Genomic DNA, 22,279 nt, shown 5'->3' on the forward strand with positions numbered 1-22,279 from the left:
GCGCTAGCCCGTGGGCCAGCCGGGAACAGCCGCGCTTTCTCGACCGTTCCTCTCAGGACACCAGTTGTTCTGAGGATTCATCAAGGAGGATGTCATGCGCCATGCCTGGGTGCCGGCAATCATGGTCACGAGCGTTGCTCTGACGGGCTGCTCGAACGGCGGCTGGGCGGATGACATCGCCGACGCGGCAGGCAGCGCGGCGGAGAATGCCGTCGAGAACGCCACTGGCGGGGACGTTTCCGTCAATCTCGGCAACGGCGCATCGGTTCCTGCGAACTGGCCGCAAACCGTGCCCGTCCCCGATCTGGAACTCACTGCCGCAGGCACCACCGGAAGCGGGTGGAGCACCGCCGCCGCGGCACCCGCGTTGGCTTTCGATGACTACGTCGACGAGCTCACGCACTCCGGCTTCGAGTCCGTCGGAGACATCTCCGTCGAGGACGCCGCACGCACCGAGCGGCTATCCGACGGCGACCACGAGGTGACGGTGGCCTGGGCCAAAGAGCCCGGCGGCGAATCAGGTCTGCTATCCGTGACTGTGGTCGCGCAGTAGTCCCGACCCGCCGCGCAGGCCCCGTTAGCTCCGTGGCGTAGCGTGCCGGAGGATGCCCCAGCCAAGGCCAGCGCACACGACCGTCGCGGCCAGTGACCACAGCGACATCGACGTCAGCGACTGCTCACCGAGCCACGAGAACAGGTCTCCCCACAGACTCTGCGAGGTCATCCACCAGCCCGCGGCCACACCCAGGGTCGCGAGCACGATGAAGAACGTGTAGAGCCCGTAGGCCCTCCACCGCATCCAGATGCCGGCGACCACGAAGCCGATCGCGAAGGACAGCAGCATCGCCGCGAAGAACACCAGCCAGACCACGGCGATCGGGGCATCAGCCAGGCCCCATGGGCCAAAGAATCCGCCGCCAAGTCCCCAACCGTCCGTGGCGCGCTCGAGCGCGGCCATCGTGGCCAGGAACACCGCGTAGACCGCGCTCATCCCCGCGAAGAACAGCAACGTGCCAGCGAAGTAGTCACGCCTGGTCACCGAGAACCCCAGCGCGAAGCGGAACGTCAGGGTCACGGCCTGGACGCCGATCACCATCATGAACACGATGATCCACGTCACGCCCCCGTTGTACGAGAAGGCATCGGCTTCAAGGTTTGACCGACCCCCGGCGGCAGAAGCGACCATCGCCCAGATGGCGAGGTTCACTCCGAAGATCACGAACGTGATGGCCACGGGGATCACGAACATGGGCACGGGATTGGCCACGTGGAGACGTGCCACGTTGACGATGCGGCTCAGCGCACCACGTGAGCCGTGCGGCGTGACGTCTGCGACGCGCTCAGTGTCTGTCGAGGTCATGCTGCTTCCCCTTCCGAGATGGCGCCGGTTCGGCGCACGATCAGGTCTTGGAGCGAGACAGAGCTCGCCTCGAGTCCGGCCGATGCTGCGGCCGCCTTGTCGTTATCGTTCAGTCCGGCGATGGTCACGGATGCGATCCCGCCGATGGTCGAGCGATCGAGGACATCGCGGCCCGCGGCGAAGGACTCGACGTCGGAGGCGCGACCCACGAGCGTCGTGACGCTTCCCCGGAGTTCATCCGCATCCGCGTCCATCACGAGTTTTCCTTCGTGAATGACCAGCACGCGCTCGAGGAGGTCTGCGGCCTCATCAATGAGGTGCGTGGACAGCACGATGGTGCGCGGGTGCTCCGTGTAGTCCGCGAGGAGCTCGTCGTAGAAGCGGCGGCGCGCGACGGCGTCGAGGCCGGCGTAGGGCTCGTCGAGGAAGGTGAGTTCTGCGCGGGAGGCCAGGCCAACGATCACTCCAATGGCACTGCGTTGACCGCGCGATAGCTTCTTCATTGGCCTGTCCAGCGGAGCATTGAAGAGCTCGACGAGCTTTGCCGCGTAGTCCCCGTCCCAGTGCGGGAAGAACCACGCAGCACTGCGCAAGACGTGCTTGCCCTTGAACGCATCGGGATAGACCTGGGACTCCTTGATGAAGCACACGCGGCCCAGGACCGAGGCATTCTCCACCGGAGACTCACCAAAGACCCTGATGTCTCCCGCAGTAGCGAACTCTTGCGCGGTCAGCAGCGACATGAGCGTCGTCTTACCCGCGCCGTTGCGACCTAGAAGCCCGTGGATACCGCCCTCTTCTAGGGAAAACGTGACGTCATCCACGGCACGAACCGCGCCGTACTTCTTTGTGAGGCCTGCCACCTCCACCACTGCGTTCATTTCTCCATCTCCTTTGAAATCATGGTTTGCACTTCTTGTGCGGTTAGTCCTAGTGAGCGGGCTTGCTGGACAAGCGGAGCCACATGCGACTGGCTGAATTCGGATCGCCGCTCAGCCATGAGCCGGTCATGCGCTCCCTCGGCGACGAACATCCCGATCCCGCGACGCTTAAACAACGTCCCCTGGTCAACCAAGAGATTCACCCCTTTGAGCGCTGTCGCCGGATTGATCCGCAAGAAAGCCGCCAGCTCATTGATGGACGGCACCTGCGCGCCCTCGGGCAGGTCGCCCGCAAGAATCTGCGACTCGAGATTCTCGGCCACCTGAATGAAGATGGGCCTTCCTTCGTCCACGCGCTGTCCGCCTCACTTGTGATCGACGACCCTGAGGTTCGTCGGTTAGTTACTTGTGTAACTAACTAACCATCGTGACGGCTCTCTGTCAAGCCAGAATCTCGAGCCTGGCCCAACCCGCCCGCTCCGTAGCCGTGAACAGCGGCACCACTGGAGCCGTAAAGTGGACACATGCCTGAGACCCCCCTCGTCTGGATTGACTGTGAGATGACCGGCCTCGACGCCACCCGCGACGCACTCGTCGAGGTGGCTTGTCTGGTGACCGATCACGAGCTCAACGTGCTCGGAGACGGCGTGCAGGTGGTGATCAAGCCCTCAGATGAGGCCCTCGCCGGGATGAATGACTTCGTCACCAACATGCACGTTGAGTCGGGACTGCTACCCGAGCTCGAGCACGGCACCACGGTGGCCGACGCTCAGGAACAGGTCCTCGCATACGTCAAGAAGTACGCCCCGCAGGTTGGCAAGGCTCCGCTCGCGGGCAACACCGTGGGGATGGATCGCATCTTCCTTGAGCGCGACATGCCGGACCTCACTGCGCACCTGCACTACCGCGTCGTGGACGTGAGTTCCATCAAGGAACTGGTGCGCCGCTGGTACCCCAGGGTCTTCTTCAACGCGCCCGCAAAGACTGGCAACCACCGTGCCCTCGGGGATATTCGGGACTCCATTACGGAACTCCGCTACTACCGCGAGACCGTGCTCGTCGACCTTCCTGGGCCAGATTCAAACTCAGCAAAGGAAGCAGCCGCTCGCGTCGCCGCCGTGCACGAAGGCGCTAGCGAGGCCTAAATTAAGTTCTTCGCACTCTCGAGGTCACACCTACCCCCACAGGCAAGGTATGATTTTCGCTGGCCCTGAATTGCTGGGGCCGATGGTGGCTATAGCTCAGTTGGTAGAGCACCTCGTTGTGGTCGAGGGGGCCGCGGGTTCAAGTCCCGTTAGCCACCCGGTTAGATACGAAGGCCCCCGGCAGTCGCCGGGGGCCTTCGTTATTTCTCGTGCCACTCGGAAACTGATTCCGCGCAGGCTAACCTAGACCGGTTAGCCCACACTGATCTCGGAGGACTCGGATGCTCGCAGCGCTCACCGGAGCTGGACTCGCGGCGGCTGCCGGACTGAACGCCTTCATTCCGCTCGTGATCGTTGGGCTCTTCGCGCGCTTCACCGAGTTCATCGTGCTCCCCGACCACCTCGCGTGGCTTGAGTCGTGGCCCGTCATCATCATTTCGCTGCTGCTGCTGATGCTGGAACTCGTTCTGGACAAGATCCCTGGTGTCGACCACATCAACGACCTGATTCAGACGCTGATCCGTCCGGTCGTGGGCGGCATCCTGTTCGCCGCCACTGCAGCATCGCAGGTTGTCGATCAGTCAAACTTCTGGCAAGAGAATCCGCTTGTCGCAGGCATCGTCGGTGCGCTCGTCGCGCTCGCCGTTCACCTGGGCAAGGCGAGCTCTCGCCCCGCAGTCAACGCCACCACCGGTGGTACAGGCGCTCCCTTGGCGTCATTCGCGGAGGACGCGATCGCGGTGATCCTGTGCCTGGTCGCGATCTTTGTGCCGGTGCTCGTCATCTTTGTCTTCATCTTCATGGCAATCGCGGTCTATCGGATCGTCACCACCGGCCGTCGCCGTCGCCGCCACCGCGAAATCCTGCAATCCCAAGAGCGTGCCGCTCGCGACGCAGCCGAAGCCGAAGGCGGCATGGTCGCCTGGTGGCGCTCCAAGTGGCGCGAGCCGCGCAGCCCGAGCCGCTGGTCTGAAAACGGCGGCGGCCTGTCGCTGCGCAAGTCACGCTCGGCCGCGAGTTCGCAGACCGAAGACACCCCAGCATCGGCCGACAGCCCTGCCAGCCCCGGCGTAGAAGACACCCCGCGCTCTCCAGCGAGCCCCAAGGACTAAGTAACGCGGCCTGGCCACACCCAAGCGTTAGTTGCGCGCAAGGCCGCCAAAGTCAGCGAGGAAGTCCGCGACGAAGTCATTGGCAGGCTCGTCGACAATGCGTTCGGGCGTATCGAGTTGCTCGAGCACACCCCCGGTCGACAACACCGCGATGCGGTCCGCCATGAGCACAGCCTCCCGCATATCGTGCGTGACCATCATCACCGTGAGGCCCAACTGCCGCTGCAACTCCATAAACTCGCTTTGCAGGCGACGACGACCCTGCGGGTCAACTGCGCCGAAGGGCTCGTCCATCAACATCACGGGCGGTTCAACCGCGAGCGCACGGGCCACTCCCACGCGCTGGCGCTGACCGCCTGACAACTCGTGCGGGTAGCGCGGGCCGTGGGTATCGGCATCGAGACCCACCAGGTCCAGCAACTCGTTGACGCGGGCCGCGATCCGGTCCTTGGGCCACTTGACCAACTGTGGGACCGTCGCGACGTTCTGGGCGACGGTCTTGTGCGGGAAGAGCCCGACGTGTTGGATGACGTAGCCGATTGAGCGGCGCAGTTCGACTGCTTGCGCGGCCATCACGTCTTGGTTGTCAACCGTGATGGTGCCGGCGGTGGGCTCGATGAGGCGATTCACCATGCGCAGCGTGGTCGACTTGCCGCATCCGGACGGTCCCACCAGGCACATGATCTCGCCTGGGGTGACGTCGAGTGAAAGGTCGCCCACAGCGACCGTCCCGTCCGGGAATTCCTTGCGCACATGGGAGAACGTGATGCCACCGTGGTCCATCCCGCCACCGTACAGGCCCGCCTTACCCAATCGTGGAGCAACGCCATGTAGCGTCAAGGCATGGACTCCGTGCCCAATCCGTGGTTCTCGCTGGATTACCTGACACGAAATTGGTCAGAGGTGTCCGAACAGTTGTGGATTCACACCACCCTCACGCTGCAAGCCGTGCTGATCGCGCTCGCCATCGCCGTGCCGCTCGGCATCGCTGCCAGACGCATCCCCCGCTTGGCCGGTCCCATCATGGGCACCACTGGCGTCCTGTACACAATCCCCTCGTTCGCGCTGTTCGGACTGCTCGCGCCGTTCACCGGCATCGGGCGCACGACAGTGCTCATCGGACTGGTCGCGTACGCGTTGCTGGTGTTGGTGCGCAACATCGTCGTGGGACTACAGGGCGTTGACCGTGACGTCGTGGACGCGGCACGCGGCCAGGGCTACACGTCGGGACGCATGCTGTGGCATGTCGAGTTTCCCCTCGCGCTTCCCTCGATCATCGCTGGAATTCGTATCGCGACCGTGACGACCGTGGCGCTTGTGACGGTCGGCGTGGTCGTCGGCTACGGCGGCCTGGGCCAGCTCATGTTCCGGGGCCTGCAGTCTGATTACCGGGCACAGATCATGACCGCGACAATCCTGTGCCTGGCGCTCGCGCTGGTCTTTGACCTGATCCTGATGCTCGTGGGTCGAGCGCTCACACCCTGGACACGCAGGAGGCCCGCATGAGCATCCTCAGCGACGCGTGGGACTACCTCACCACCGCACAGAACTGGACCGGCGCCAACGGCATTACGTCCCCCACGTTCGACGGCGGGTGGCGATTCTCGCGCGACTCGATTCTTGGGCTGGGGCTTGAGCACCTGTGGCTGTCGGTGGCAGCCGTCGTGCTCGCTATCGCGGTTGCACTCCCCTTGGGAATCTTCCTCGGTCACGTCCGCAAGGGCGGCACCGCCACGGTGGTCGTATCCAACGTGACCAGAGCGATGCCGACGCTCGCGCTGCTGACCTTGTTTGCAGCATCGGCCATTGGGTATGGCAACCAGGCCGTCATCCTCGCCGCAGCGATCTTTGCGTTCCCTCCCGTGCTGACCAACGCCTACACCGGTATGGCCGATGTTGACCCGGATATCCGCGACGCCGCGCTCGGACAGGGGCTCACCCGCCGGCAGGTGGCACTCAAGGTAGAACTCCCGCTAGCGATTCCGCTCATCGCGGCTGGACTGCGCACCTCGATGGTGCAGACGGTCGCGACTGTCCCCCTTGCGGCGCTTGTTGCAGGAGGCGGCCTGGGCGTCATCATCAACGAAGGTCTCGCGACGCAGCGGTACGGCCAGGTACTCGCCGGAGCCGTCCTCGTGGCCTTGCTGTCGCTCGGGATCGACGCGATCATGGCTCGTCTGCAGCGTGCCGCGACGCCCCAGCCGCTACGCGAAGCGGCCATGGCTGCCTGAACACGATCGTCACGATTTCGACGCGAATTGCACTTCGTCCGGCGCATCGTGCCTGGTCGTCCTAGCCTGGTAGGTGTTCACCGGGAACAACTGGGGCGGCGCGGTGGTTTGCACCGTTGACCGTCCCCTGACACGAGGAGCTGTGATGCACACCCGTTCCCTTCCGTTCGCGGCTATTGCCGCATCGGCCCTGATCATTGCCGGATGTTCGTCTGACGGAGGTGACTCCGCGGACCCGTCCGCCGAGGCGAGCACCGACGTGGGCGCCGCTGGCCCCACCGGAAACCCCGGAAGCACCACCGAGTGCCTGCCGGTCCCCGGCGACCAGCTCGTCGTTCTCGACGATGACTTGATGCTGCAAAACAGCGACAACATCATTCCTGCGCTCAACGAAGACGTCGCGAACGACGACGTGCTCGAGGCGCTCGCCGCCGTGTCGGAGACGCTCACCACGGATGGGCTGATTCAGCTCAACAAGGCCGTGGACATCGACCGCCGCACGTCCGAGGAAGTCGCCGAGGAATGGGTTGACGAGGCAGGATTCAGCATCGCCGAGGCTGGCGACGGATCCTCCATCACCATCGGCGCCGCAAACTTCTCCGAGAACATCACCCTCGCGGAGATCTATGCCGAGGTCCTCGACGACGCCGGCTACGAGACCGAGGTTCGCGAGATTGGTAACCGCGAAACCTACCTGCCGGCACTTGTTAGCGGCGAGATCGGCATCGTGCCCGAATACGCGGCAACCTTCACCGAGTTCCTGAACCTCCGCATCAACGGTGCTGACGCTGAGCCAGTGGCCAGCGGAGACATTGCGGACACCGTTTCCGCCCTCGAGCCGCTCGCGGCGGAAGAGGGCATCGTGGTCGGCGCTGCGGCCGATGCTCAGGACCAGAACGCCTTCGCGGTCACCTCGGCATTTGCCCAGGAGTACGAGGTCACGAACCTCTCCGACCTGGCAGCCACGTGTGAGGGCATCGTGCTGGGCGGACCTCCCGAGTGCCCCGAGCGCACCTTCTGCCAGGTGGGCCTGGAAGACACCTACGGCATCGAGGTGCAGCAGTTCCTGTCGCTCGACGCTGGCGGCCCGCTGACCAAGAACGCCATCACATCCGGTGAGATTGCACTGGGTCTGGTGTTCTCTTCCGACGGCGCGCTCGCAGTCGGCTAACGACGGTTTAACCACCCGCGAGGCCCGGCTCCCCTTTCGAGGGAGGCCGGGCCTCGTCGCGTTGTGGGGAGGGTGTCGCGGACTTCGACGGCGGCTCACTGTCCGGCGGTTCACGGGTCCGCGGCATCACGGTCCGGGGCGTCTCTGGCCTCAGTAGGACATTTGGGTCACTTTCTGGGCCGAGAGTGTCCCAAATCCCCTTCTGGGGAGGCTGTCGCACGCTCGGCTCTACGGAAACACAAAAGGGCCGCCCTCACGGACGGCCCTTCTTGGTGGTACACCCCCTGGGACTTGAACCCAGAACCCACTGATTAAGAGTCAGTTGCTCTGCCAATTGAGCTAGAGGTGCTTGCACGCGGCTGCGCGGTGCGAGAAACAACTTTAGCAGGAGAAGGGCCATTGTGTGAAATCGAGGTGACGAGCTCAAGAGACACGCTTCCACGAGCCCAGTATCGCTGGTCGCGAAGCCTGCCGGACGGCCCCAGCGCCCGCGATACCGTGGACCTATGAGCGACACTCGACTAAGCATCGGCGACAGTGCCCCCGACTTCACAGCCCCCACCGACCAGGGAAGTTTCTCCCTGGCAGACGCGCGCGGCAAGCACGTCATCCTGTACTTCTACCCCGCTGCGATGACGCCCGGCTGCACCACCCAGGCGTGCGACTTCCGCGACTCGCTGGACGCCCTACAGGCCGCTGGCTACGAGGTCGTGGGCGTGTCCAAGGACAGTCCCGAGAAGCTCGCGCAGTTCCGCGAGAAGGAGGGCCTCACTTTCACTCTCGTGTCCGACGAGGACAAGGCCATCCAGGAGGCCTACGCCGCCTGGGGCGAGAAGCAGAACTACGGCAAGACCGTCGTGGGCTCGATCCGCTCGACCGTCGTCATTGACCCCGAGGGCAAGGTCGAACTCGCGCTGTACAACGTGAAGGCCACCGGCCATGTCGCGCGCGTTCGCCGCGAACTCGGCATCGACTAGTCACTTCGACCCCGTCGACCCCAGTATCCTGGGGACCTCGCGCGAGTGGCGGAATTGGCAGACGCGCTGGATTTAGGTTCCAGTGTCTTAGGACGTGGGGGTTCAAGTCCCCCCTCGCGCACTTATCTACCAGGGCATTTACCCTGAAACCAGGCAGTCGCCTACACGATGCGCCTACAATGCCGTCATGGCATCCGTCACACCAGTCAAACGAGCCACCGGCTACGCATGGCGAGTCCAGGCCCGCGACGCAGGCGGACGGATGGTCCAAGAGACCTTCTTCCACAACGACCCACTGCAAGCAGAACGCAGCGCCCGCTCCTTCGCAAAGGTCGTCGACCGCCTCGGCATCACCGAAGCACGCCGCATCCGCAACGCCCGCGACCAAGCCGCACAAGGCGGCCACGACGTTGTCACCCTCAACGACTGGATTACCCGCTACCTCGACCCCACCACCGGTATCCTCGCCGGCGTCTCCCCCACCTCAAGAGCCCGCTACCAACAGATCGCGCGCGACGCGATCCTCCCCCACCTCGGAGAGCTACCCCTCGACGCCATCACCCGCGACGACATCAACGTGTGGCTCTCCCGCGTCGAGTCCGAACGCAAACCGGACGGCACGCCCCGCGCGGCGAAGACCATCCGCAACTGGCACGGACTGCTCTCTCAAGCACTCGCCGAAGCCCACAAGCGCGGCCTCATCACATCGAACCCCGCCCGCGGACTCAAAGCCACGCGCACCAAGAAGCGCAACATGGTGGTCCTCACACAGTCGGAGTTCAACACCCTCGCCCACTTCATCCCACCAACGTGGCGACCCCTGTTCGTCTTCCTCGCTGGGACCGGGCTGCGCTGGTCTGAAGCCACCGCGCTCACATGGGGAGACATCGACGCAGACTCGAACCCACCACTGGTGCATGTCACGAAGGCGTGGATCGACGGCGACAAGGGCGTGCCCCGCCATCTGGGCCCACCCAAGTCCCGCGCCGGAGAGCGCACAATCGCGATCCCCCCGGCACTCGTCCTCGAGCTCGGTCCCCGCGGCGCCGGTGACGCGCTCGTGTTCGCCACCTCTGCCGGGACGGCACACTGGTCGGGGTCGGTGTGGACTCGCGTGTGGAGTCCGGCCGTCAAGAACGCGAACGACCCGGCCGCATGCGCCAAGGCGAAGCTCACGCCCCTGGGAAAGCGCCCCCGCATCCACGACCTACGGCACACCCACGCGTCCTGGCTCATCGCGGCAGGTCGCCCACTGCCATACATTCAAGCGCGGCTAGGGCACGAGAAAATCACCACCACCGTAGACACCTACGGTCACCTCATGCCGGACGCCACAGCGGGCGACGCCGACGCTGTCGCCGCGATCATGGGCACGATCCTCACCGCCCCCGAACAGATCACCGGCTAGCCTTGCGCCTTCTTCTCCGCGAGGGCCGTTGCCTTCTCTAGTCGCTGCGGCAACTCCCCTATGTTCCAGCCCTCGCGCTCACGCAAAGCGATCTGCTCGCGGAGAAAGCTAGCCTCGACGTCGGGAAGGCCACGCTTCCGATAGATGATGGCGACCTGGTTCGCATACCCCGTGCCCGGATCGAACGTGCCTCCGTGGACTGCCCTGTGAGCGCGAGCCTCGCGCACGGTGGCTGCCAAGCACTCAAGAGCAAGCCGCTCCGCCTCTTCGAGCCGCCCCTCGCGCTTCAGTTCCTTCACGTATTTGATCTGCACGTTGTAGCGCTCGCCGCGAACCAGGGCGGCTTCCTGGACCGTCTCTAGCGCACGATCGGCCTCTTCCTGCTCGCCACGGAGAACTAAGTTAAGGAAGGGTGAGTCGGAGTGCTCGCCTCCATCGTCAGCGCCGCTCGCTGCTGGGGTGTCGCGTGTCGCCGGGACGGGGGGCGACGGCATCTCTGGGGGTTCCGCGCTGAGTCCCTGCTCGGCCGCATCTTCGCCTCTGCTCTTGCGGAATCTGTCAAGCCACCCCATTGTGCCTCCATGCTTCTACTGTCTCGATGATCCGCTCGTCTCGAGCGAAGTCCTCACGGCGCAACTCCACCAGTCGTCGCGTCACACCCAACTCTCGTGCGAGCGCGCCTGCATGCGAACCTACCAGCGCCTCCGCTGCCGCATACTCGACCGGCGAGATCAACAGCCGCGCCGCGTACTGGTCAGCCTGACGCTCGTCGCGGTGTCGGTCGTGGTCGCGGGTCCAGTCGTGACCGTGGTGCGCGTGGCCTAGCTCGTGCGCGAGCGTGACGCGCTGAGTCAACTCACTGCGGCGGTAGTTGAGCACGATGAGACCACCGCCGTACAGGTACCCGCTGGCGCGACCGATGTCGCGAAACTGCACCCTGTAGCCCATGTGCTCGGCTGTGCGGATGATCCGACCCATGACCCCCCTCAAGGTCTACTAGTCCTGCTGCGCTTCACTCTCGGCGTCGTCGTTGTCCACGCGAGCCGCGATGGGCAGTTCTTGCACTGTGCCAGTGCCGTCTGACACGGATCGGCGGCGACGCTCGCGTTCATCGCGTGCCTGCTCGATTGACTCGATCATTTCGCGAGGCATGTACTCCTCACGGTCGCGTACACGACGCTCGAGCTGCCGGATCCCCGCCTTCAAATTCCTCATGGCCTCCGGCGTCTCGTCGTCGGCGTCGAGGAGACCGCGCAACTGTTCGATGTGGTCAAGCAGGTGCTCGTGGTCTTCGCGTAGTCGCATCTCGTAGTCGGAGTGGTGCGGGTCGCTAGGCAGGTCTCGTCCTGCCCGCGCAAGGAGCGAAATTTCGCTGAGCGTGATGTCGGAGATTGAGTGGGAGTCGTAGGCCGCGGTCCCGTACTCAAGTAGTTCGTCCCACGCCGTGTCGTAGATCTCCTTGAAGAGTTCGGAGGCACGGTCGTCTAGGTCGAACGCGCTCGCGATTGCAAGGAACTGCTCGAGGTCGATCGCATAGTCGCGAGACTCGATCCTGCGGTACGTGCCGTATGAGATGCCGGTTAGCGCTGCGGCTTGCTCTTGACTCAGGCCGGCTTCGGCTCGCATGCCTTTGAGCCGGCGGGCGAGTACGCGGCTCATAGGCCCTACTGGGCGGTCCTTCTTCGAAGATCGTTGTGCCATACAGCACACGATACGCCAAATGTGAAACAATCGGCGCGCCACATTTGACGTTGCGCAATACTGCGCAGATGATGTTTCACATGGCACGACGCATCGACAACACCGCGCTGCGGGCGATCAATACAACGATGACCCGCCGAGGAATCTCACAGCGAGACCTCGCCGAAGAGACCCTCATCCCCCTCTCGACTCTCCACCGTCGACTTGTCGGCGCAAGCCCCCTCACGATCGACGAGTTCATCTCCATCTGCATGGCTCTCGACATCAACGCAGGACGCCTAATGCAGGCCCTCGCCGCCGAACAGCGCACTGCCATGGGGCAAGCATCATGAGCGACCTCACCGTCAAGGAAGTCGCCAGCGAGCTCCGCTGCTCCGAGCACACCGTGTACGGGATGATCCGCAGCCGACGCCTGGACCACTACCGCGTCGGCGGCACCACAGGTCGAATCCGCATCACCCGCGAAGCCCTCGACGCATTCCGCGGAGCGACCGTCAACCGTGACCCCTGGGCACGCACCCGCCCCCTCAGGAGCCGCGCATGAACGCCTCGACCCTCGGTGCTGCAGCGATCCGCGCAGAACTCGCCGACGCCACCGAGCACCGCGACATCGCCGCCACCATCGGCGACCCCCGACGCGTCAACCACCACCAGACGGAGGCGCGCAAAGCCACACAAGCCGCCCGCGTCCTCCACATCATCGCCCGCGGACACACACATGCCCTCGAACAGGAGACCGCAGCATGAACAACCCCACCGACACCACCACAAGCTGGACACCAGACGAACGACGCAAGGGACTGGACCGCAACTCTCCCGCCACTGTCGCAACCGTCACCGTCGGCGACACCGTCGAGCACTACGTCCGGGCCGGCAACACTCAGATCCGCGTCAACGACGGCGTGCAGGCACGGGAAGCGGTGTTCATGCACGAGGTCAAGCGCCGCATGCACACGTCCGACCCGCTGTTCTCAATCCTGCGTGAACCGGTCGGCTACAGCGAGGACCTCGCGTCATGAAGCGCGACATTCTCGCGACGTTTGGCCTGTTCGGTTTCGCGTTCGGACTGACGATTGCTGGCCTTTTCACCGATGGCGGCACGTCCGCATGGCTGCACATCGCCGCGATCGTTCTTGCGGCCCTGGCCCTGTGTTGGTCCTGGTTGCAGGCCCTCGGTGAGGCGGACCGTCAGCGTCTGCGCGCTCGCCACTATCAGCGCACGACTCGCACCCAGGCACGCCGCTACAACGAGCTGCGCGCGTTCACCGTCGCCCTGGGCGCAGAGGTTGAGAGGAAGTCATGAGCAAGTACACGAAGGAATCGCCGTTTGAGTTCGAGGGCGTGCGGATCTATCGCCTCGAATGCGGAGAGGTGTCGGTCGGACGCGTTCCGTTCAAGGTCAATCCATCGGCCTATACGGACGTGCAGGCGAGCGCCCTTCACGCCTTCATCGAAGCCGAGCGCGACGAGTGGCACTACACGAACGCCGACAGGACGGAAGCGCGCAAGGGGCGGCTCACTGTTCGCCAGTCGCTCACGTACCACCTGCTCGAAGTGACCCCGCTGTGGACGATGACGCACGACGACTTCCCTGGTGCCTCCATGCACAGCAAGCAGTCGAAGCCGACCAGCAAGTCAAAGCCGGGATATGCGTTGCGGCTCGCCTGGTTCGAGCAGATGGACGACTTCCTAGCCTGGCACACCTCGTGGGCTGGTTCGACATCAACACCAACCACGGCACCGGACGAGCGCACTGGGACCGCACCGGCCACCCCGAATGCACCGCCATGCACCTCACCCTCAATCACGTCATCTACACACTCATGCAGATCGCAGAGCGGGACTACAAGGGCGAGAAGTGCTACCAGTGCCCCGACTTCAACTTCAAGGGCCACCCTCACTCGCGGGAGCACGAAGTCGATTTCTGGCTACACCGCTACTACCTGCCACGAGTCCATGACGTGTGGCCCGACCATTCGCACGCCGACCTCGACACGTATATCGCCAAGTGCGCCAGCGAGCTCGAAGTGGGCTGGGCGTTGGAGGTGGCCGCATGAGTGACCTCCTCACCCTCCTAGACGACCTCGACGTGCAACCCGCAACCGAGGTGTACGCACTCATGCCGGACATGGCCACCGCATGCGGGCTGTGCACCCTATGGAACTGCACCGACTGCACCCACCGAATCGCACACACGAGCGACACCGGCTGGGACTTCCCCTGCCCCCAAGTCACATGCCCGGACTGCCTCATCGCCGACATGCACCTACGGGCACGCCAGATGCAAAGCAACCAAGCGAGGGCAGCAGCATGACCGCCGAATGTCGTGACCCATGGCACATCAGCGAGGACAGGCCCGAATGCTCATGCGTCCAGGACGCCGAGTACGACGCATACATCGAGTCGCAGCGTGTCCGCATCTGCTTGCCCTGCCAGGCCGGGGATCACCGTGCCTGCGACCCCGTGTTCTGCGACTGCGTCCACGCGATCGAACCCTCAGTTTCCCCACCGACCGGTGGGGACGCCCTGGACGGACCCGCCACCGATGCGGGACAGATTCGTCCGTCCAGGGCGACACCACCATCCACACACACGACACACACCGGAGTGACCTCATGACCAGCAAGAACACTGCGCCTGACCTCGCAGCCCTCGTCAACGAAGAACTCACCCTCGCCGCCGCGGCCGAGCAGATCGCTGAACGCCGCGCCACCATCAAGGCCACCCTCATCGACAACCTGCCCATCGGGTCCCACGACATCGGAGACCACACCGTCCAGGTGCGCGCCGGTGCCCGCCGCGTCGACCCCGGCAAGGTCGCCGCCAACCACCCTTATGAGCAGTCCCCCGAGCTGTACAAGCACACCGTCGACACCACGGCAGTGAAGCACCACCTCGCGCCCGCCGAGCTCGACGGCTACAAGACCGACGGACAGCCGACCGTCGTGGTGAAGTAGTGAGTTACGCTCTGCGTCCGGTCAAGACGCTCAATCGCCACTTGAGGCGCGAGAACACCCGCGTTCGGCGCGGGGGGAGCGCCGAGTCCGGTGTGTATTCCTCGGGCATGTACGTCCGTGCCGGGATCGAATGCTCGACAGTCTCGTACCCGCCCCATTCCTCGTTGAGCTTTTCCTCTGTGAGGGGTGGACGCGGAGCAACGTCGCTTAGCCGCATCGTTCGCATCCGTCGCGAGAGCCTGCGGAAACGGGTTGGCGACGCGGTCCAGGTGAAGACGATGCGAGCCTCGTGCCATACGCCTGGGTCGCATGTCACCGTCAAGTGGAAGTGGTCGCCGCTTCCCATTCGTGGCACAAGCGCGAACTGCTCGCGCCACGACCCGAAGCCGTGCGAGCTCGTCCTCTTCTCGCCCTGTACAAAGACCTGGCACCCGGCGCCGGTCACCTCGACCCGGTACGCATCGCCGTCCCCGGTGTTCGCCACTTCACACTCGAGTGCCGCCGCAGCGGACTGCGGCGATTCGCCGTCGTACCGCCAAGTTGACTTCGACGAGTGCGCGACCCACTCAGCCCGACGTCCGTCCAGCATTCGCCAAAAGAGCGAGAGCACGAGCGTCGCTGTCACCGACACGGCGGTCGCGATCGCCGCAACGCTGGCAAAGGTCATGGGCTCGGTTTCCATGCGCGAATGCTACCGACCGGCGGTGACACCATGACCACCACTATCGATACCGCGCCAGAGGCCCGCTACGCCGAGTTCGCCGACATGAGCCCGGATCTCGCCCTCAAGGAGTACCGGTGGGTCATCGAAGACGGCATCCTCAACCAACCCCGCTCATTGCAGAAGCGCATCGGACCGTCAGAGATCGGCGACCCATGCGACCACTGCCTCGCCGCGAAGCTCGCAGGCTGGACCAAGACCGACGATGGCATCCCCTGGCTACCCGCCATCGGAACCGCCACCCACGCCTTCCTCGAAGAGCTCTTCATCCGCCACGAAAACCAACGCGGGGCCCAACACAACGGCGGCCTCAGGTACCTCACCGAACGCCGCGTCAGCGTAGGCGAAATCGGCGACCAAGACATCACCGGATCCACCGACCTCTTCGACACCGTCGCAGGCATGGTCATCGACCACAAGATCGTTGGCGCATCCACCCTCAAACAAGCACGCACCAAAGGAGCGAAGCCCCAGTACCGGGTCCAGGCACACCTGTACGGACGTGGCTGGACCCGCGCCGGATTCAACGTGCGCCACGTTGCCGTGTGCTTCCTCCCCCGCAACGACGTGTCCCTGAACAACGCCATCTACTGGCACGAACCCTACGACGAACAGATCGCGCTCGACGCCCTCGAGCGCGCCAACCAACTCCACCGCAACATCACCGCACTCACCTCCGTCAGCGAAGACGCCAGAGACGCGTGGATCACCAGTCTTCCTCGCGACAGTTCCTGCTGGGACTGCGCCAGGTATCCCGACGGCACGGGACAGACCAAACCAGGTCACGCCGCACCGCAGGAGGCATTCGCCGGCCTGCTCCCCCAATAACGCAGCACCAACCGAAAGGCAGCAGAACAATGACCGACGCCAGCGACTTCCTCATGGGAGGCGGATCCGCATCCGCATTCCAAAAGGACGACCCCATCGGCACGTCCATCACCGGACAGATCGTCACCACCGAGGTCCGCCAACAGACCGACATCCAGTCAGGCCAGCCCCTCACCTGGGACAACGGCGACCCCAAGATGCAGCTCGTCGTCACCATCAACACTGACCAGCGCATCGACGACGAAGACGACGGCAACCGTGCCCTTTACGTCAAGGGCTCCAAGTCCATCGGTTCCAAGTCCCTGCACGACGCAGTCCGCGCCGCAGTCCAGAACGCGAACGCCAAGGGCCTCGAACCCGGCGGCACCCTCACCGTCACGTTCATTGGCACCGAACCATCCAAGACCCGCGGCTTTAACGACCGCAAGCTGTGGGAAGCAACCTACAAGGCCCCGGACCGGGCAGCAGAAACCGGCGGGTTCCTCGGAACCACAGAACAGACCGCACCTGCAACCACCGCAACCCCGGCACCCGCAACCACGACTCCTGCCCCCGCACCTGTTGCAGAAGCCACCCCAGCCGCAGCTTCACAGGAGACCCCGGCAGTCAAGGCCAAGCAGCTCAAGGCCCTCGGCATCACCGACGACGTCATCGCCGCTCAGCTCGGCGTCGACGCATCCATCGTTCCCGCACTCCTCGCCTAACGAGGGCCCATAGACGGCCAGCCCACCCCCTGCTGGCCCGTCCTGCCCCAAAACCGGTGGGCAGCCCGTTCGAGCCGGGCCAGGACGCGAAAAGCACGCACACCACTAGGAGCATCCGTTGACACTGCTCGACACCGCCAACCTCTGGCTCGAGGCCGGCACAGCCGTCGTCCCCACCGCCACCGACGGCACCAAACGCCCCGGCCTCCCCCAGTGGAAGCAATTCCAAACCGAACGCCCAACCCCCACAGACCTCGAAACCTGGTTCACACCAGGACGCACCGACGGCATCGGGCTCATCTGCGGCCAAGTGTCCGGCAACCTCGAAATGGTCGAGTTCGAGGGCCGCGCCACCCACCTCATCCCCGAACTCGCCGAGCTCATGGCCGACAACGGATTCGCGGACCTCTGGACGCGCCTCACCGCCAACGGATACGTCGAAACCACCCCCTCCGGCGGCATCCACATCTACTACCGCGTCGACGGCGACGCAGCACCCAACACCAAACTCGCATCCAAGCCCCGCGACGGCGGCGGCGTCGACGTCCTCATCGAAACCCGCGGCGAAGGCGGCTTCACCGTCATCGCCCCCTCCGCAGGCCGCACCCACCCCACCGGCCTCGCCTGGACCACCATCACCGGCACCCCACAGTCGGTTCCCACCATCAGCATCGACGACCGCGACGCCCTCTTCGCCCTCGCATCCACCCTCGACAAAATGCCCGAACAGGCACTCCCAGCCACCCCGGCAGCCGCCCACAACCCCGCCGACGGGCTACGTCCCGGCGACGACTTCGACGCCCGCACCACATGGGACGAAGTCCTCACCCCAGCAGGCTGGACAAAGACCAAACGCATCGGCGCCGGTTTCGGATGGACCCGCCCGGGCAAAAACGCAGGCGACGGCATCAGCGCAACCACCGGGCAGAACGAGCACGACCGCCTCTACGTGTTCACCACGAGCACTGAACTCCCCACCGAGAACCCCCTGTCAAAGTTCGCGGCCTACGCGATCCTCCACTACGCCGGCGACTACACGGCAGCCGCCAAGCAGCTCGCGAAAGACGGCTACGGCACGATCGCCACCCGCCTCGCCCCCGACAACCCCACCGCCGAAGACCTCAACCAGCTCGTCGCCCCCACCGAAAGCACCCCCACATGGAACAACCAGCCACCATCATCAACAGCACCTGCAACGGAAACCTCCACGGCGACCACAACTGGGCCCACAGCCCCCGCACCGGCCGCGACATCTGCATCTGCTGCGGAACCCAACGAACCGACCACCCCGCCGGCGCGTGACGCCGAACCCAACGAAGACAACACCGCACTCCTCCTCGTCGACCAACACCAATACGAAATCCGCTACTGCCAAGGCCGCGGCGGCTGGCTCACCTGGAACGGCCACCGCTGGACCGAAGACGACCGCGGCCACATCCGCCAACTCGTCCGCACCATCGCCCGCCGCCTCCCCAAAGGCGAAGGCTGGGACACCTACCGCAAACGCGCGCTCTCAGCGAACGGCGTCAAAGGCATCATCGACCTCGCCGCATCCGACCCACGCATCGTCGCCCACATCGCCGACCTCGACGCACGCCCGTACGAACTCAACACCCCCGCAGGCGTCGTCAACCTCCGCACCGGCACCATCAACAAACCCGACCCCGCAGCACTCCACACCCGCTCCACCACCGTCGCACCCAACTTCAACCAACCCGCACCAATGTGGAACAAGTTCCTCGCCGACACCTTCGCAGGCGACCCCACAATGACCGCCTACGTCCAACGCCTCCTCGGCCTCTCCCTCGTCGGAGTCGTCCTCGAACAAATCTTCCCCTTCGCCCACGGCGCCGGAGCCAACGGCAAAACCACCCTCTTCTCAGTCGCCCAACACCTCGCAGGCATGGGCCCCACCGGCTACGCCATGAGCGCCCCCGCCACCATGCTGCTGGCCACCAAAAACGACGCCCACCCCACAGAACTCGCCCGCCTCTCCGGCGCACGCATGGTCGTCACATCCGAACTCGAAGACAACCAACGCTTTGCAGAAGCCAAAATCAAACTCCTCACCGGCAAAGACACCATCTCCGGCCGCTTCATGCGCCAAGACTGGTTCGACTTCACCCCCACCCACACCCTCTGGCTCCTCGCCAACTACCAACCCGAAGTCCGCGCCGGCGGCGACGCATTCTGGCGCCGCGTCCGCCTCCTCCCCTTCCTCCACACCGTCCCACCCGAACAACGCGTCCCAGACCTCGAAGACAAACTCATCGACCAAGAAGGCCCCGCCATCCTCGCCTGGATGATCCAAGGAGCCGCCGACTACTTCACCCAAGGCCTCGCCGAACCCACCTCCGTCACCCGCGCCACCGCCGCCTACCAACGCGACCAAGACTCCCTCGCAAGGTTCGTCGACGAATGCTGCGAACTCGGCCCCCTCAGCGACCCCAACATGTCCGTCCCCTCCCACGAGCTACGCCGCGCATACGAACGCTGGTGCACCGCCGAAGGAGAAGAACCCCGCAACCAACGCTCCATGACCACCAGCCTCAAAACCCGGTTCGACGTCATCACATCACGCACCTCAACCCTTCGAATCCTCAAAGGAATCCGGCTCGCAGGAAGCGTCACCGATGCGTCACCCGAAGCGTCATCCCAAGGGTTCCTCGACGGCACCGATCGTTCGGATAGAGGCGGATGGTGACCCATGAATGACGCATACACCCCAAAAAATGACACCACCAGTGACGCATCGGCGACGGCAAATCCGCAGGTAATGACGCTTAATGACGCTAGTGACGCATGTTCTGAGTTAGCAGCCCTTACGCGCGCGTATACGCGCACATGTGGACCGACGAACCAGGAACAAGCGTCACAAGCGTCACTGATCGCCACTCAGAAAGCCGTGGCATGACCCAACCCACACCCCAATGGCTCATCCTCCACACCCAACAAACCGGAGACGACCCCACCCTCACCGGCACCCAAGCCCACCCCCGCCACTGCAAAAAATGCGGACGCCTCACCCTCACCGGATACGACTCCCACATCATGGCCGGCCTCGCCATCACCAACCCCAACCCCCTCACCCCGAGGCTCGAAGCCGCCGCCGTCATCCTCCACATCCCCACCTACCGCCTCTGGGGCACCCCCGGCCACTACCAACTCACCCCACGCCACCAACCACGCATCCCACCCCTCGGCACACACCCACCCGCCAACCAAGTCACCGTCCTCGCCCAACACAACTGCCACCACCCACCCCTCAGCCGCGAAACACTCCCGACCCGACCACCACAAAGCGCCATCGACCTCGAAAGGATCCCCTTCTAATGGACAACCACCGCCCACACGATCGCCTCACCCGAACGCTCGCCACCGCCGAGTCAGCGCGAAACAGTCATCACACAATGCGGCACGGGAACGAGTGCGACTGCCCAGGACGCGACACCCTCGAGGCAATCCTCGACGAGCTCCTCTACGCCATAGACGAATGGGAGGACGAACTGTGACCCGCAACCGCAAGAGCGCCAAAGCCGCCGGCGCCAAATTCGAACGCGACATCGCCGACTACCTCAAAGACACCCTCCAAGACGACCGCATCGACCGCCGCGTCAAAACAGGAGCCAAAGACCGCGGCGACATCACAGGCCTCCGCATCCACGGCCAACGCCTCGTCATCGAATGCAAAAACGAAGCCACACTGAAGATCGGACCCTGGATCCGCGAAGCCGAGGTCGAACGCGGCAACGACGACGCCCTCGCAGGCATGGTCGCCCACAAACGCCATGGCGTCGGAAGCCCCGCAGATCAGCTCATCACAATGACCCTGCGCGACCTAACCGCCCTCATCAGCGGCACACGACCCGAGGAGGACAAGTGACCAGTCAAGTGAGCCTCACGCGTCGCGCGCGTGAGCAAGTCCCCGCAACCGACTTGGAGCGGGCTGCACTGGAGACGGTCGAGCTGCTCGAGGAGGTCGCCGCGCTAATCCCGACAGATGATGCGACCGCCGTGGAGTCGTCTGGTGGGAAGCCTTCGAAGCGTGCCGTGTTTCCGGCGCCCTGGAACACCCCGGCTGGGAACATGCATACGACGGTCGGTGAACGCGCGAGGGAGCATGAGCTCAACTTGTGTTTGTTGCTGTTCGGTGGTGTCCGGTATCGGGGCCGGTCGGATGCGAACACTATGGCTGCGATCATGCGGATTCCTGACCTCGTCGCCGCAGCGGTGCGCGCAGGGTACGCAGACAGGCGGTACGTGACGGATGCCGTGAAGGAGCTCAGTGGATGGCCGGCCTTGCTGCGGCGCTTCCTCGACCACGATCCCGAACCGGGGGATCCGCGGCCGTGGACGCGAGCACCGGGGGACCTTTGCTGTCCTCACTGCGATTGTCGGTTGTGGCTGCGTCCCGGCTGGCAGCATCAAGGCGCGGGCGCTGACGTGTGGTGTCGTCACTGTCGAGACGAGCATGGCCAGTGGCTGCGTTGGCCCGCTGATGCGTGGGTGGCAGTCCTGCAGCAAGCAGATGTCTAGCCTGCTTGCTGCAGGACCCTGCACTACTTGCTCTCGACGATCGCCGAGCCGGGCTGAACACCGCCATCAATGAGCCGGAATGCTAGCGCGTAGTCCTTCGCACGACGATTGTCGCCTTGACTCACGCTGTGCACGATCGCCTCGAGCAGAGCCTTCTTCGCGGGTAACTTGTCAACGGCCATGGTTGGCCTCCTTTCAGGTAGGTCCGTTCACTGTCCCAGAGCCCTGTGACACGCCAGGCAGACGGGTCCTTGCAATAGTTATCCACAGCCCCTACTCTTGGTGGTGAACAAGTGCGCCCTCACGCGGGCGCGCAACACGAGGCCTCGACCACACCGGTCGGGGCCTTCGTCATTCCCCAAACGTTCCTCCCTGCCAGTTCGTGTGTGTGCTGCCATGTCGAGGACCCTGCCGCCCGAAGGACCACGGGCCAGCCGAAAGCGCCGGCTGCAACCGCCCCTACATCGTCTCCAGCGGACTGTTTGCGACGGAGCGCCAACACGTACCCGCAACGGGCCAGGAGCCCAGCGGCCACGCCAACCCCACC

The 22,279-nt window shown here is 64.4% G+C and carries 30 protein-coding genes and 3 tRNA genes; 23 read left to right on the forward strand and 10 right to left on the reverse strand.

Annotation, left to right across the window (positions count from 1 at the left end):
* Positions 1-94 precede the first annotated feature (94 nt).
* Complete coding sequence (locus AOP74_RS01690; protein ID WP_061960610.1) at positions 95-553, forward strand: hypothetical protein; 459 nt, start codon at positions 95-97, stop codon at positions 551-553.
* A 24-nt stretch (positions 554-577) separates the two neighbouring features.
* Here AOP74_RS01690 and AOP74_RS01695 read toward each other — a convergent pair whose 3' ends face one another.
* Genes AOP74_RS01695 through AOP74_RS01705 form a run of 3 tightly spaced genes read right to left on the reverse strand, consistent with a single transcriptional unit; the run spans position 578 to position 2,594 of the window.
* Positions 578-1,360 carry a hypothetical protein gene (locus AOP74_RS01695; RefSeq protein WP_061960611.1) on the reverse strand — a complete coding sequence of 261 codons (783 nt, stop codon included), beginning with the start codon at positions 1,358-1,360 and terminating at the stop codon, positions 578-580.
* Entirely contained in the window at positions 1,357-2,241 is an 885-nt protein-coding gene (locus AOP74_RS01700) for an ABC transporter ATP-binding protein (RefSeq protein WP_061960612.1), read from the reverse strand. The genes AOP74_RS01695 and AOP74_RS01700 overlap by 4 nt, the downstream gene beginning before the upstream one ends.
* A complete protein-coding gene (locus AOP74_RS01705) occupies positions 2,238-2,594 on the reverse strand; it encodes a GntR family transcriptional regulator (RefSeq protein ID WP_061960613.1) in 357 nt (118 codons plus the stop codon). The genes AOP74_RS01700 and AOP74_RS01705 overlap by 4 nt, the downstream gene beginning before the upstream one ends.
* Positions 2,595-2,765: 171 nt before the next feature.
* Between AOP74_RS01705 and orn the strand changes: the two genes are divergently transcribed.
* The 3 genes from orn to AOP74_RS01720 all read left to right on the forward strand — a co-directional run bounded on the left by orn (position 2,766) and on the right by AOP74_RS01720 (position 4,498).
* Complete coding sequence (gene orn / locus AOP74_RS01710; protein ID WP_061960614.1) at positions 2,766-3,386, forward strand: oligoribonuclease; 621 nt, start codon at positions 2,766-2,768, stop codon at positions 3,384-3,386.
* 85 nt (positions 3,387-3,471) lie between these two features.
* Positions 3,472-3,544: transfer RNA gene (locus AOP74_RS01715), tRNA-His, on the forward strand.
* Between the two features lie 123 nt (positions 3,545-3,667).
* Positions 3,668-4,498 (forward strand): DUF4126 domain-containing protein, encoded by an 831-nt coding sequence (locus AOP74_RS01720; protein WP_082095938.1) that lies wholly within the window; start codon positions 3,668-3,670, stop codon positions 4,496-4,498.
* Positions 4,499-4,525: 27 nt separating this feature from the next.
* On the opposite strand, the gene AOP74_RS01725 is transcribed toward AOP74_RS01720, so the two are convergent.
* Complete coding sequence (locus tag AOP74_RS01725) at positions 4,526-5,338, reverse strand: ABC transporter ATP-binding protein (protein WP_369345490.1); 813 nt, start codon at positions 5,336-5,338, stop codon at positions 4,526-4,528.
* Between the two features lie 3 nt (positions 5,339-5,341).
* Between AOP74_RS01725 and AOP74_RS01730 the strand changes: the two genes are divergently transcribed.
* From AOP74_RS01730 to AOP74_RS01740, 3 genes are all read left to right on the forward strand, one after another.
* Positions 5,342-6,004, forward strand: a complete 663-nt coding sequence (locus AOP74_RS01730; RefSeq protein WP_061960616.1) for an ABC transporter permease — start codon at positions 5,342-5,344, stop codon at positions 6,002-6,004.
* Entirely contained in the window at positions 6,001-6,729 is a 729-nt protein-coding gene (locus tag AOP74_RS01735) for an ABC transporter permease (protein ID WP_061960617.1), read from the forward strand. Before AOP74_RS01730 ends, AOP74_RS01735 begins: the two co-directional genes overlap by 4 nt.
* A gap of 145 nt (positions 6,730-6,874) precedes the next feature.
* Positions 6,875-7,900 (forward strand): glycine betaine ABC transporter substrate-binding protein, encoded by a 1,026-nt coding sequence (locus AOP74_RS01740; protein WP_061960618.1) that lies wholly within the window; start codon positions 6,875-6,877, stop codon positions 7,898-7,900.
* 273 nt (positions 7,901-8,173) lie between these two features.
* Here the strand turns inward: AOP74_RS01740 and AOP74_RS01745 are convergent.
* Positions 8,174-8,249 (reverse strand) — tRNA-Lys (locus tag AOP74_RS01745).
* 157 nt (positions 8,250-8,406) lie between these two features.
* Between AOP74_RS01745 and bcp the strand changes: the two genes are divergently transcribed.
* The 3 genes from bcp to AOP74_RS01760 all read left to right on the forward strand — a co-directional run bounded on the left by bcp (position 8,407) and on the right by AOP74_RS01760 (position 10,285).
* Positions 8,407-8,877: a thioredoxin-dependent thiol peroxidase gene (gene bcp, locus AOP74_RS01750; RefSeq protein WP_061960619.1), complete on the forward strand. Its 471-nt coding sequence runs from the start codon at positions 8,407-8,409 to the stop codon at positions 8,875-8,877.
* A 39-nt stretch (positions 8,878-8,916) separates the two neighbouring features.
* Positions 8,917-8,998: transfer RNA gene (locus AOP74_RS01755), tRNA-Leu, on the forward strand.
* A 66-nt stretch (positions 8,999-9,064) separates the two neighbouring features.
* On the forward strand, positions 9,065-10,285 hold the full coding sequence (locus AOP74_RS01760; protein WP_082095939.1) for a tyrosine-type recombinase/integrase: 1,221 nt from the start codon (positions 9,065-9,067) through the stop codon (positions 10,283-10,285).
* Here AOP74_RS01760 and AOP74_RS01765 read toward each other — a convergent pair.
* From AOP74_RS01765 to AOP74_RS01775, 3 genes are read right to left on the reverse strand one after another with little or no spacing between them, the layout of a single operon-like run.
* A complete protein-coding gene (locus tag AOP74_RS01765; RefSeq protein ID WP_061960621.1) occupies positions 10,282-10,857 on the reverse strand; it encodes a hypothetical protein in 576 nt (191 codons plus the stop codon). The two genes, AOP74_RS01760 and AOP74_RS01765, sit on opposite strands and share 4 nt — an antisense overlap.
* Positions 10,844-11,263, reverse strand: coding sequence for an ImmA/IrrE family metallo-endopeptidase (locus tag AOP74_RS01770; RefSeq protein ID WP_061960622.1), 420 nt, complete (start codon positions 11,261-11,263; stop codon positions 10,844-10,846). The genes AOP74_RS01765 and AOP74_RS01770 overlap by 14 nt, the downstream gene beginning before the upstream one ends.
* An 18-nt stretch (positions 11,264-11,281) precedes the next feature.
* Entirely contained in the window at positions 11,282-11,944 is a 663-nt protein-coding gene (locus AOP74_RS01775) for a helix-turn-helix transcriptional regulator (protein WP_061960623.1), read from the reverse strand.
* 122 nt (positions 11,945-12,066) lie between these two features.
* Here AOP74_RS01775 and AOP74_RS01780 point away from each other — a divergent pair, with 122 nt between their 5' ends.
* From AOP74_RS01780 to AOP74_RS01815, 8 genes are all read left to right on the forward strand, one after another.
* Complete coding sequence (locus AOP74_RS01780; RefSeq protein WP_061960624.1) at positions 12,067-12,318, forward strand: helix-turn-helix domain-containing protein; 252 nt, start codon at positions 12,067-12,069, stop codon at positions 12,316-12,318.
* Positions 12,315-12,530, forward strand: a complete 216-nt coding sequence (locus tag AOP74_RS01785) for a helix-turn-helix domain-containing protein (RefSeq protein WP_061960625.1) — start codon at positions 12,315-12,317, stop codon at positions 12,528-12,530. Before AOP74_RS01780 ends, AOP74_RS01785 begins: the two co-directional genes overlap by 4 nt.
* Positions 12,527-12,733 carry a hypothetical protein gene (locus AOP74_RS01790; protein WP_061960626.1) on the forward strand — a complete coding sequence of 69 codons (207 nt, stop codon included), beginning with the start codon at positions 12,527-12,529 and terminating at the stop codon, positions 12,731-12,733. The genes AOP74_RS01785 and AOP74_RS01790 overlap by 4 nt, the downstream gene beginning before the upstream one ends.
* Positions 12,730-13,005 carry a hypothetical protein gene (locus AOP74_RS01795; protein WP_061960627.1) on the forward strand — a complete coding sequence of 92 codons (276 nt, stop codon included), beginning with the start codon at positions 12,730-12,732 and terminating at the stop codon, positions 13,003-13,005. The genes AOP74_RS01790 and AOP74_RS01795 overlap by 4 nt, the downstream gene beginning before the upstream one ends.
* The gene (locus tag AOP74_RS01800; RefSeq protein ID WP_061960628.1) at positions 13,002-13,289 is read left to right on the forward strand and encodes a hypothetical protein; all 288 of its coding nucleotides are present in this window, start codon (positions 13,002-13,004) and stop codon (positions 13,287-13,289) included. The genes AOP74_RS01795 and AOP74_RS01800 overlap by 4 nt, the downstream gene beginning before the upstream one ends.
* A gap of 403 nt (positions 13,290-13,692) precedes the next feature.
* On the forward strand, positions 13,693-14,043 hold the full coding sequence (locus tag AOP74_RS01805; RefSeq protein ID WP_061960629.1) for a hypothetical protein: 351 nt from the start codon (positions 13,693-13,695) through the stop codon (positions 14,041-14,043).
* Positions 14,040-14,300 (forward strand): hypothetical protein, encoded by a 261-nt coding sequence (locus AOP74_RS01810; protein ID WP_061960630.1) that lies wholly within the window; start codon positions 14,040-14,042, stop codon positions 14,298-14,300. The genes AOP74_RS01805 and AOP74_RS01810 overlap by 4 nt, the downstream gene beginning before the upstream one ends.
* 301 nt (positions 14,301-14,601) lie before the next feature.
* The gene (locus AOP74_RS01815) at positions 14,602-14,943 is read left to right on the forward strand and encodes a hypothetical protein (RefSeq protein ID WP_061960631.1); all 342 of its coding nucleotides are present in this window, start codon (positions 14,602-14,604) and stop codon (positions 14,941-14,943) included.
* A gap of 4 nt (positions 14,944-14,947) precedes the next feature.
* Here AOP74_RS01815 and AOP74_RS01820 read toward each other — a convergent pair whose 3' ends face one another.
* Positions 14,948-15,625, reverse strand: coding sequence for a hypothetical protein (locus AOP74_RS01820; RefSeq protein ID WP_061960632.1), 678 nt, complete (start codon positions 15,623-15,625; stop codon positions 14,948-14,950).
* Between the two features lie 30 nt (positions 15,626-15,655).
* Here AOP74_RS01820 and AOP74_RS01825 point away from each other — a divergent pair, with 30 nt between their 5' ends.
* The 5 genes from AOP74_RS01825 (at position 15,656) to AOP74_RS01850 (ending at position 21,079) form a co-directional block, all read left to right on the forward strand.
* On the forward strand, positions 15,656-16,492 hold the full coding sequence (locus AOP74_RS01825) for a hypothetical protein (RefSeq protein ID WP_152649122.1): 837 nt from the start codon (positions 15,656-15,658) through the stop codon (positions 16,490-16,492).
* A gap of 29 nt (positions 16,493-16,521) precedes the next feature.
* The gene (locus AOP74_RS01830; RefSeq protein ID WP_061960634.1) at positions 16,522-17,196 is read left to right on the forward strand and encodes a hypothetical protein; all 675 of its coding nucleotides are present in this window, start codon (positions 16,522-16,524) and stop codon (positions 17,194-17,196) included.
* Positions 17,197-17,314: 118 nt separating this feature from the next.
* Entirely contained in the window at positions 17,315-19,900 is a 2,586-nt protein-coding gene (locus AOP74_RS01835; RefSeq protein ID WP_061960635.1) for a phage/plasmid primase, P4 family, read from the forward strand.
* A 206-nt stretch (positions 19,901-20,106) separates the two neighbouring features.
* Positions 20,107-20,529, forward strand: a complete 423-nt coding sequence (locus tag AOP74_RS12105; protein WP_152649123.1) for a hypothetical protein — start codon at positions 20,107-20,109, stop codon at positions 20,527-20,529.
* Positions 20,530-20,704: 175 nt separating this feature from the next.
* Complete coding sequence (locus AOP74_RS01850) at positions 20,705-21,079, forward strand: hypothetical protein (protein WP_061960638.1); 375 nt, start codon at positions 20,705-20,707, stop codon at positions 21,077-21,079.
* A gap of 676 nt (positions 21,080-21,755) precedes the next feature.
* Here AOP74_RS01850 and AOP74_RS12185 read toward each other — a convergent pair.
* Positions 21,756-21,914, reverse strand: a complete 159-nt coding sequence (locus AOP74_RS12185; protein ID WP_160297432.1) for a hypothetical protein — start codon at positions 21,912-21,914, stop codon at positions 21,756-21,758.
* Positions 21,915-22,279: the final 365 nt, after the last annotated feature.

This window comes from Demequina flava, from assembly GCF_000975035.1.
Taxonomy (GTDB): domain Bacteria; phylum Actinomycetota; class Actinomycetes; order Actinomycetales; family Demequinaceae; genus Demequina; species Demequina flava.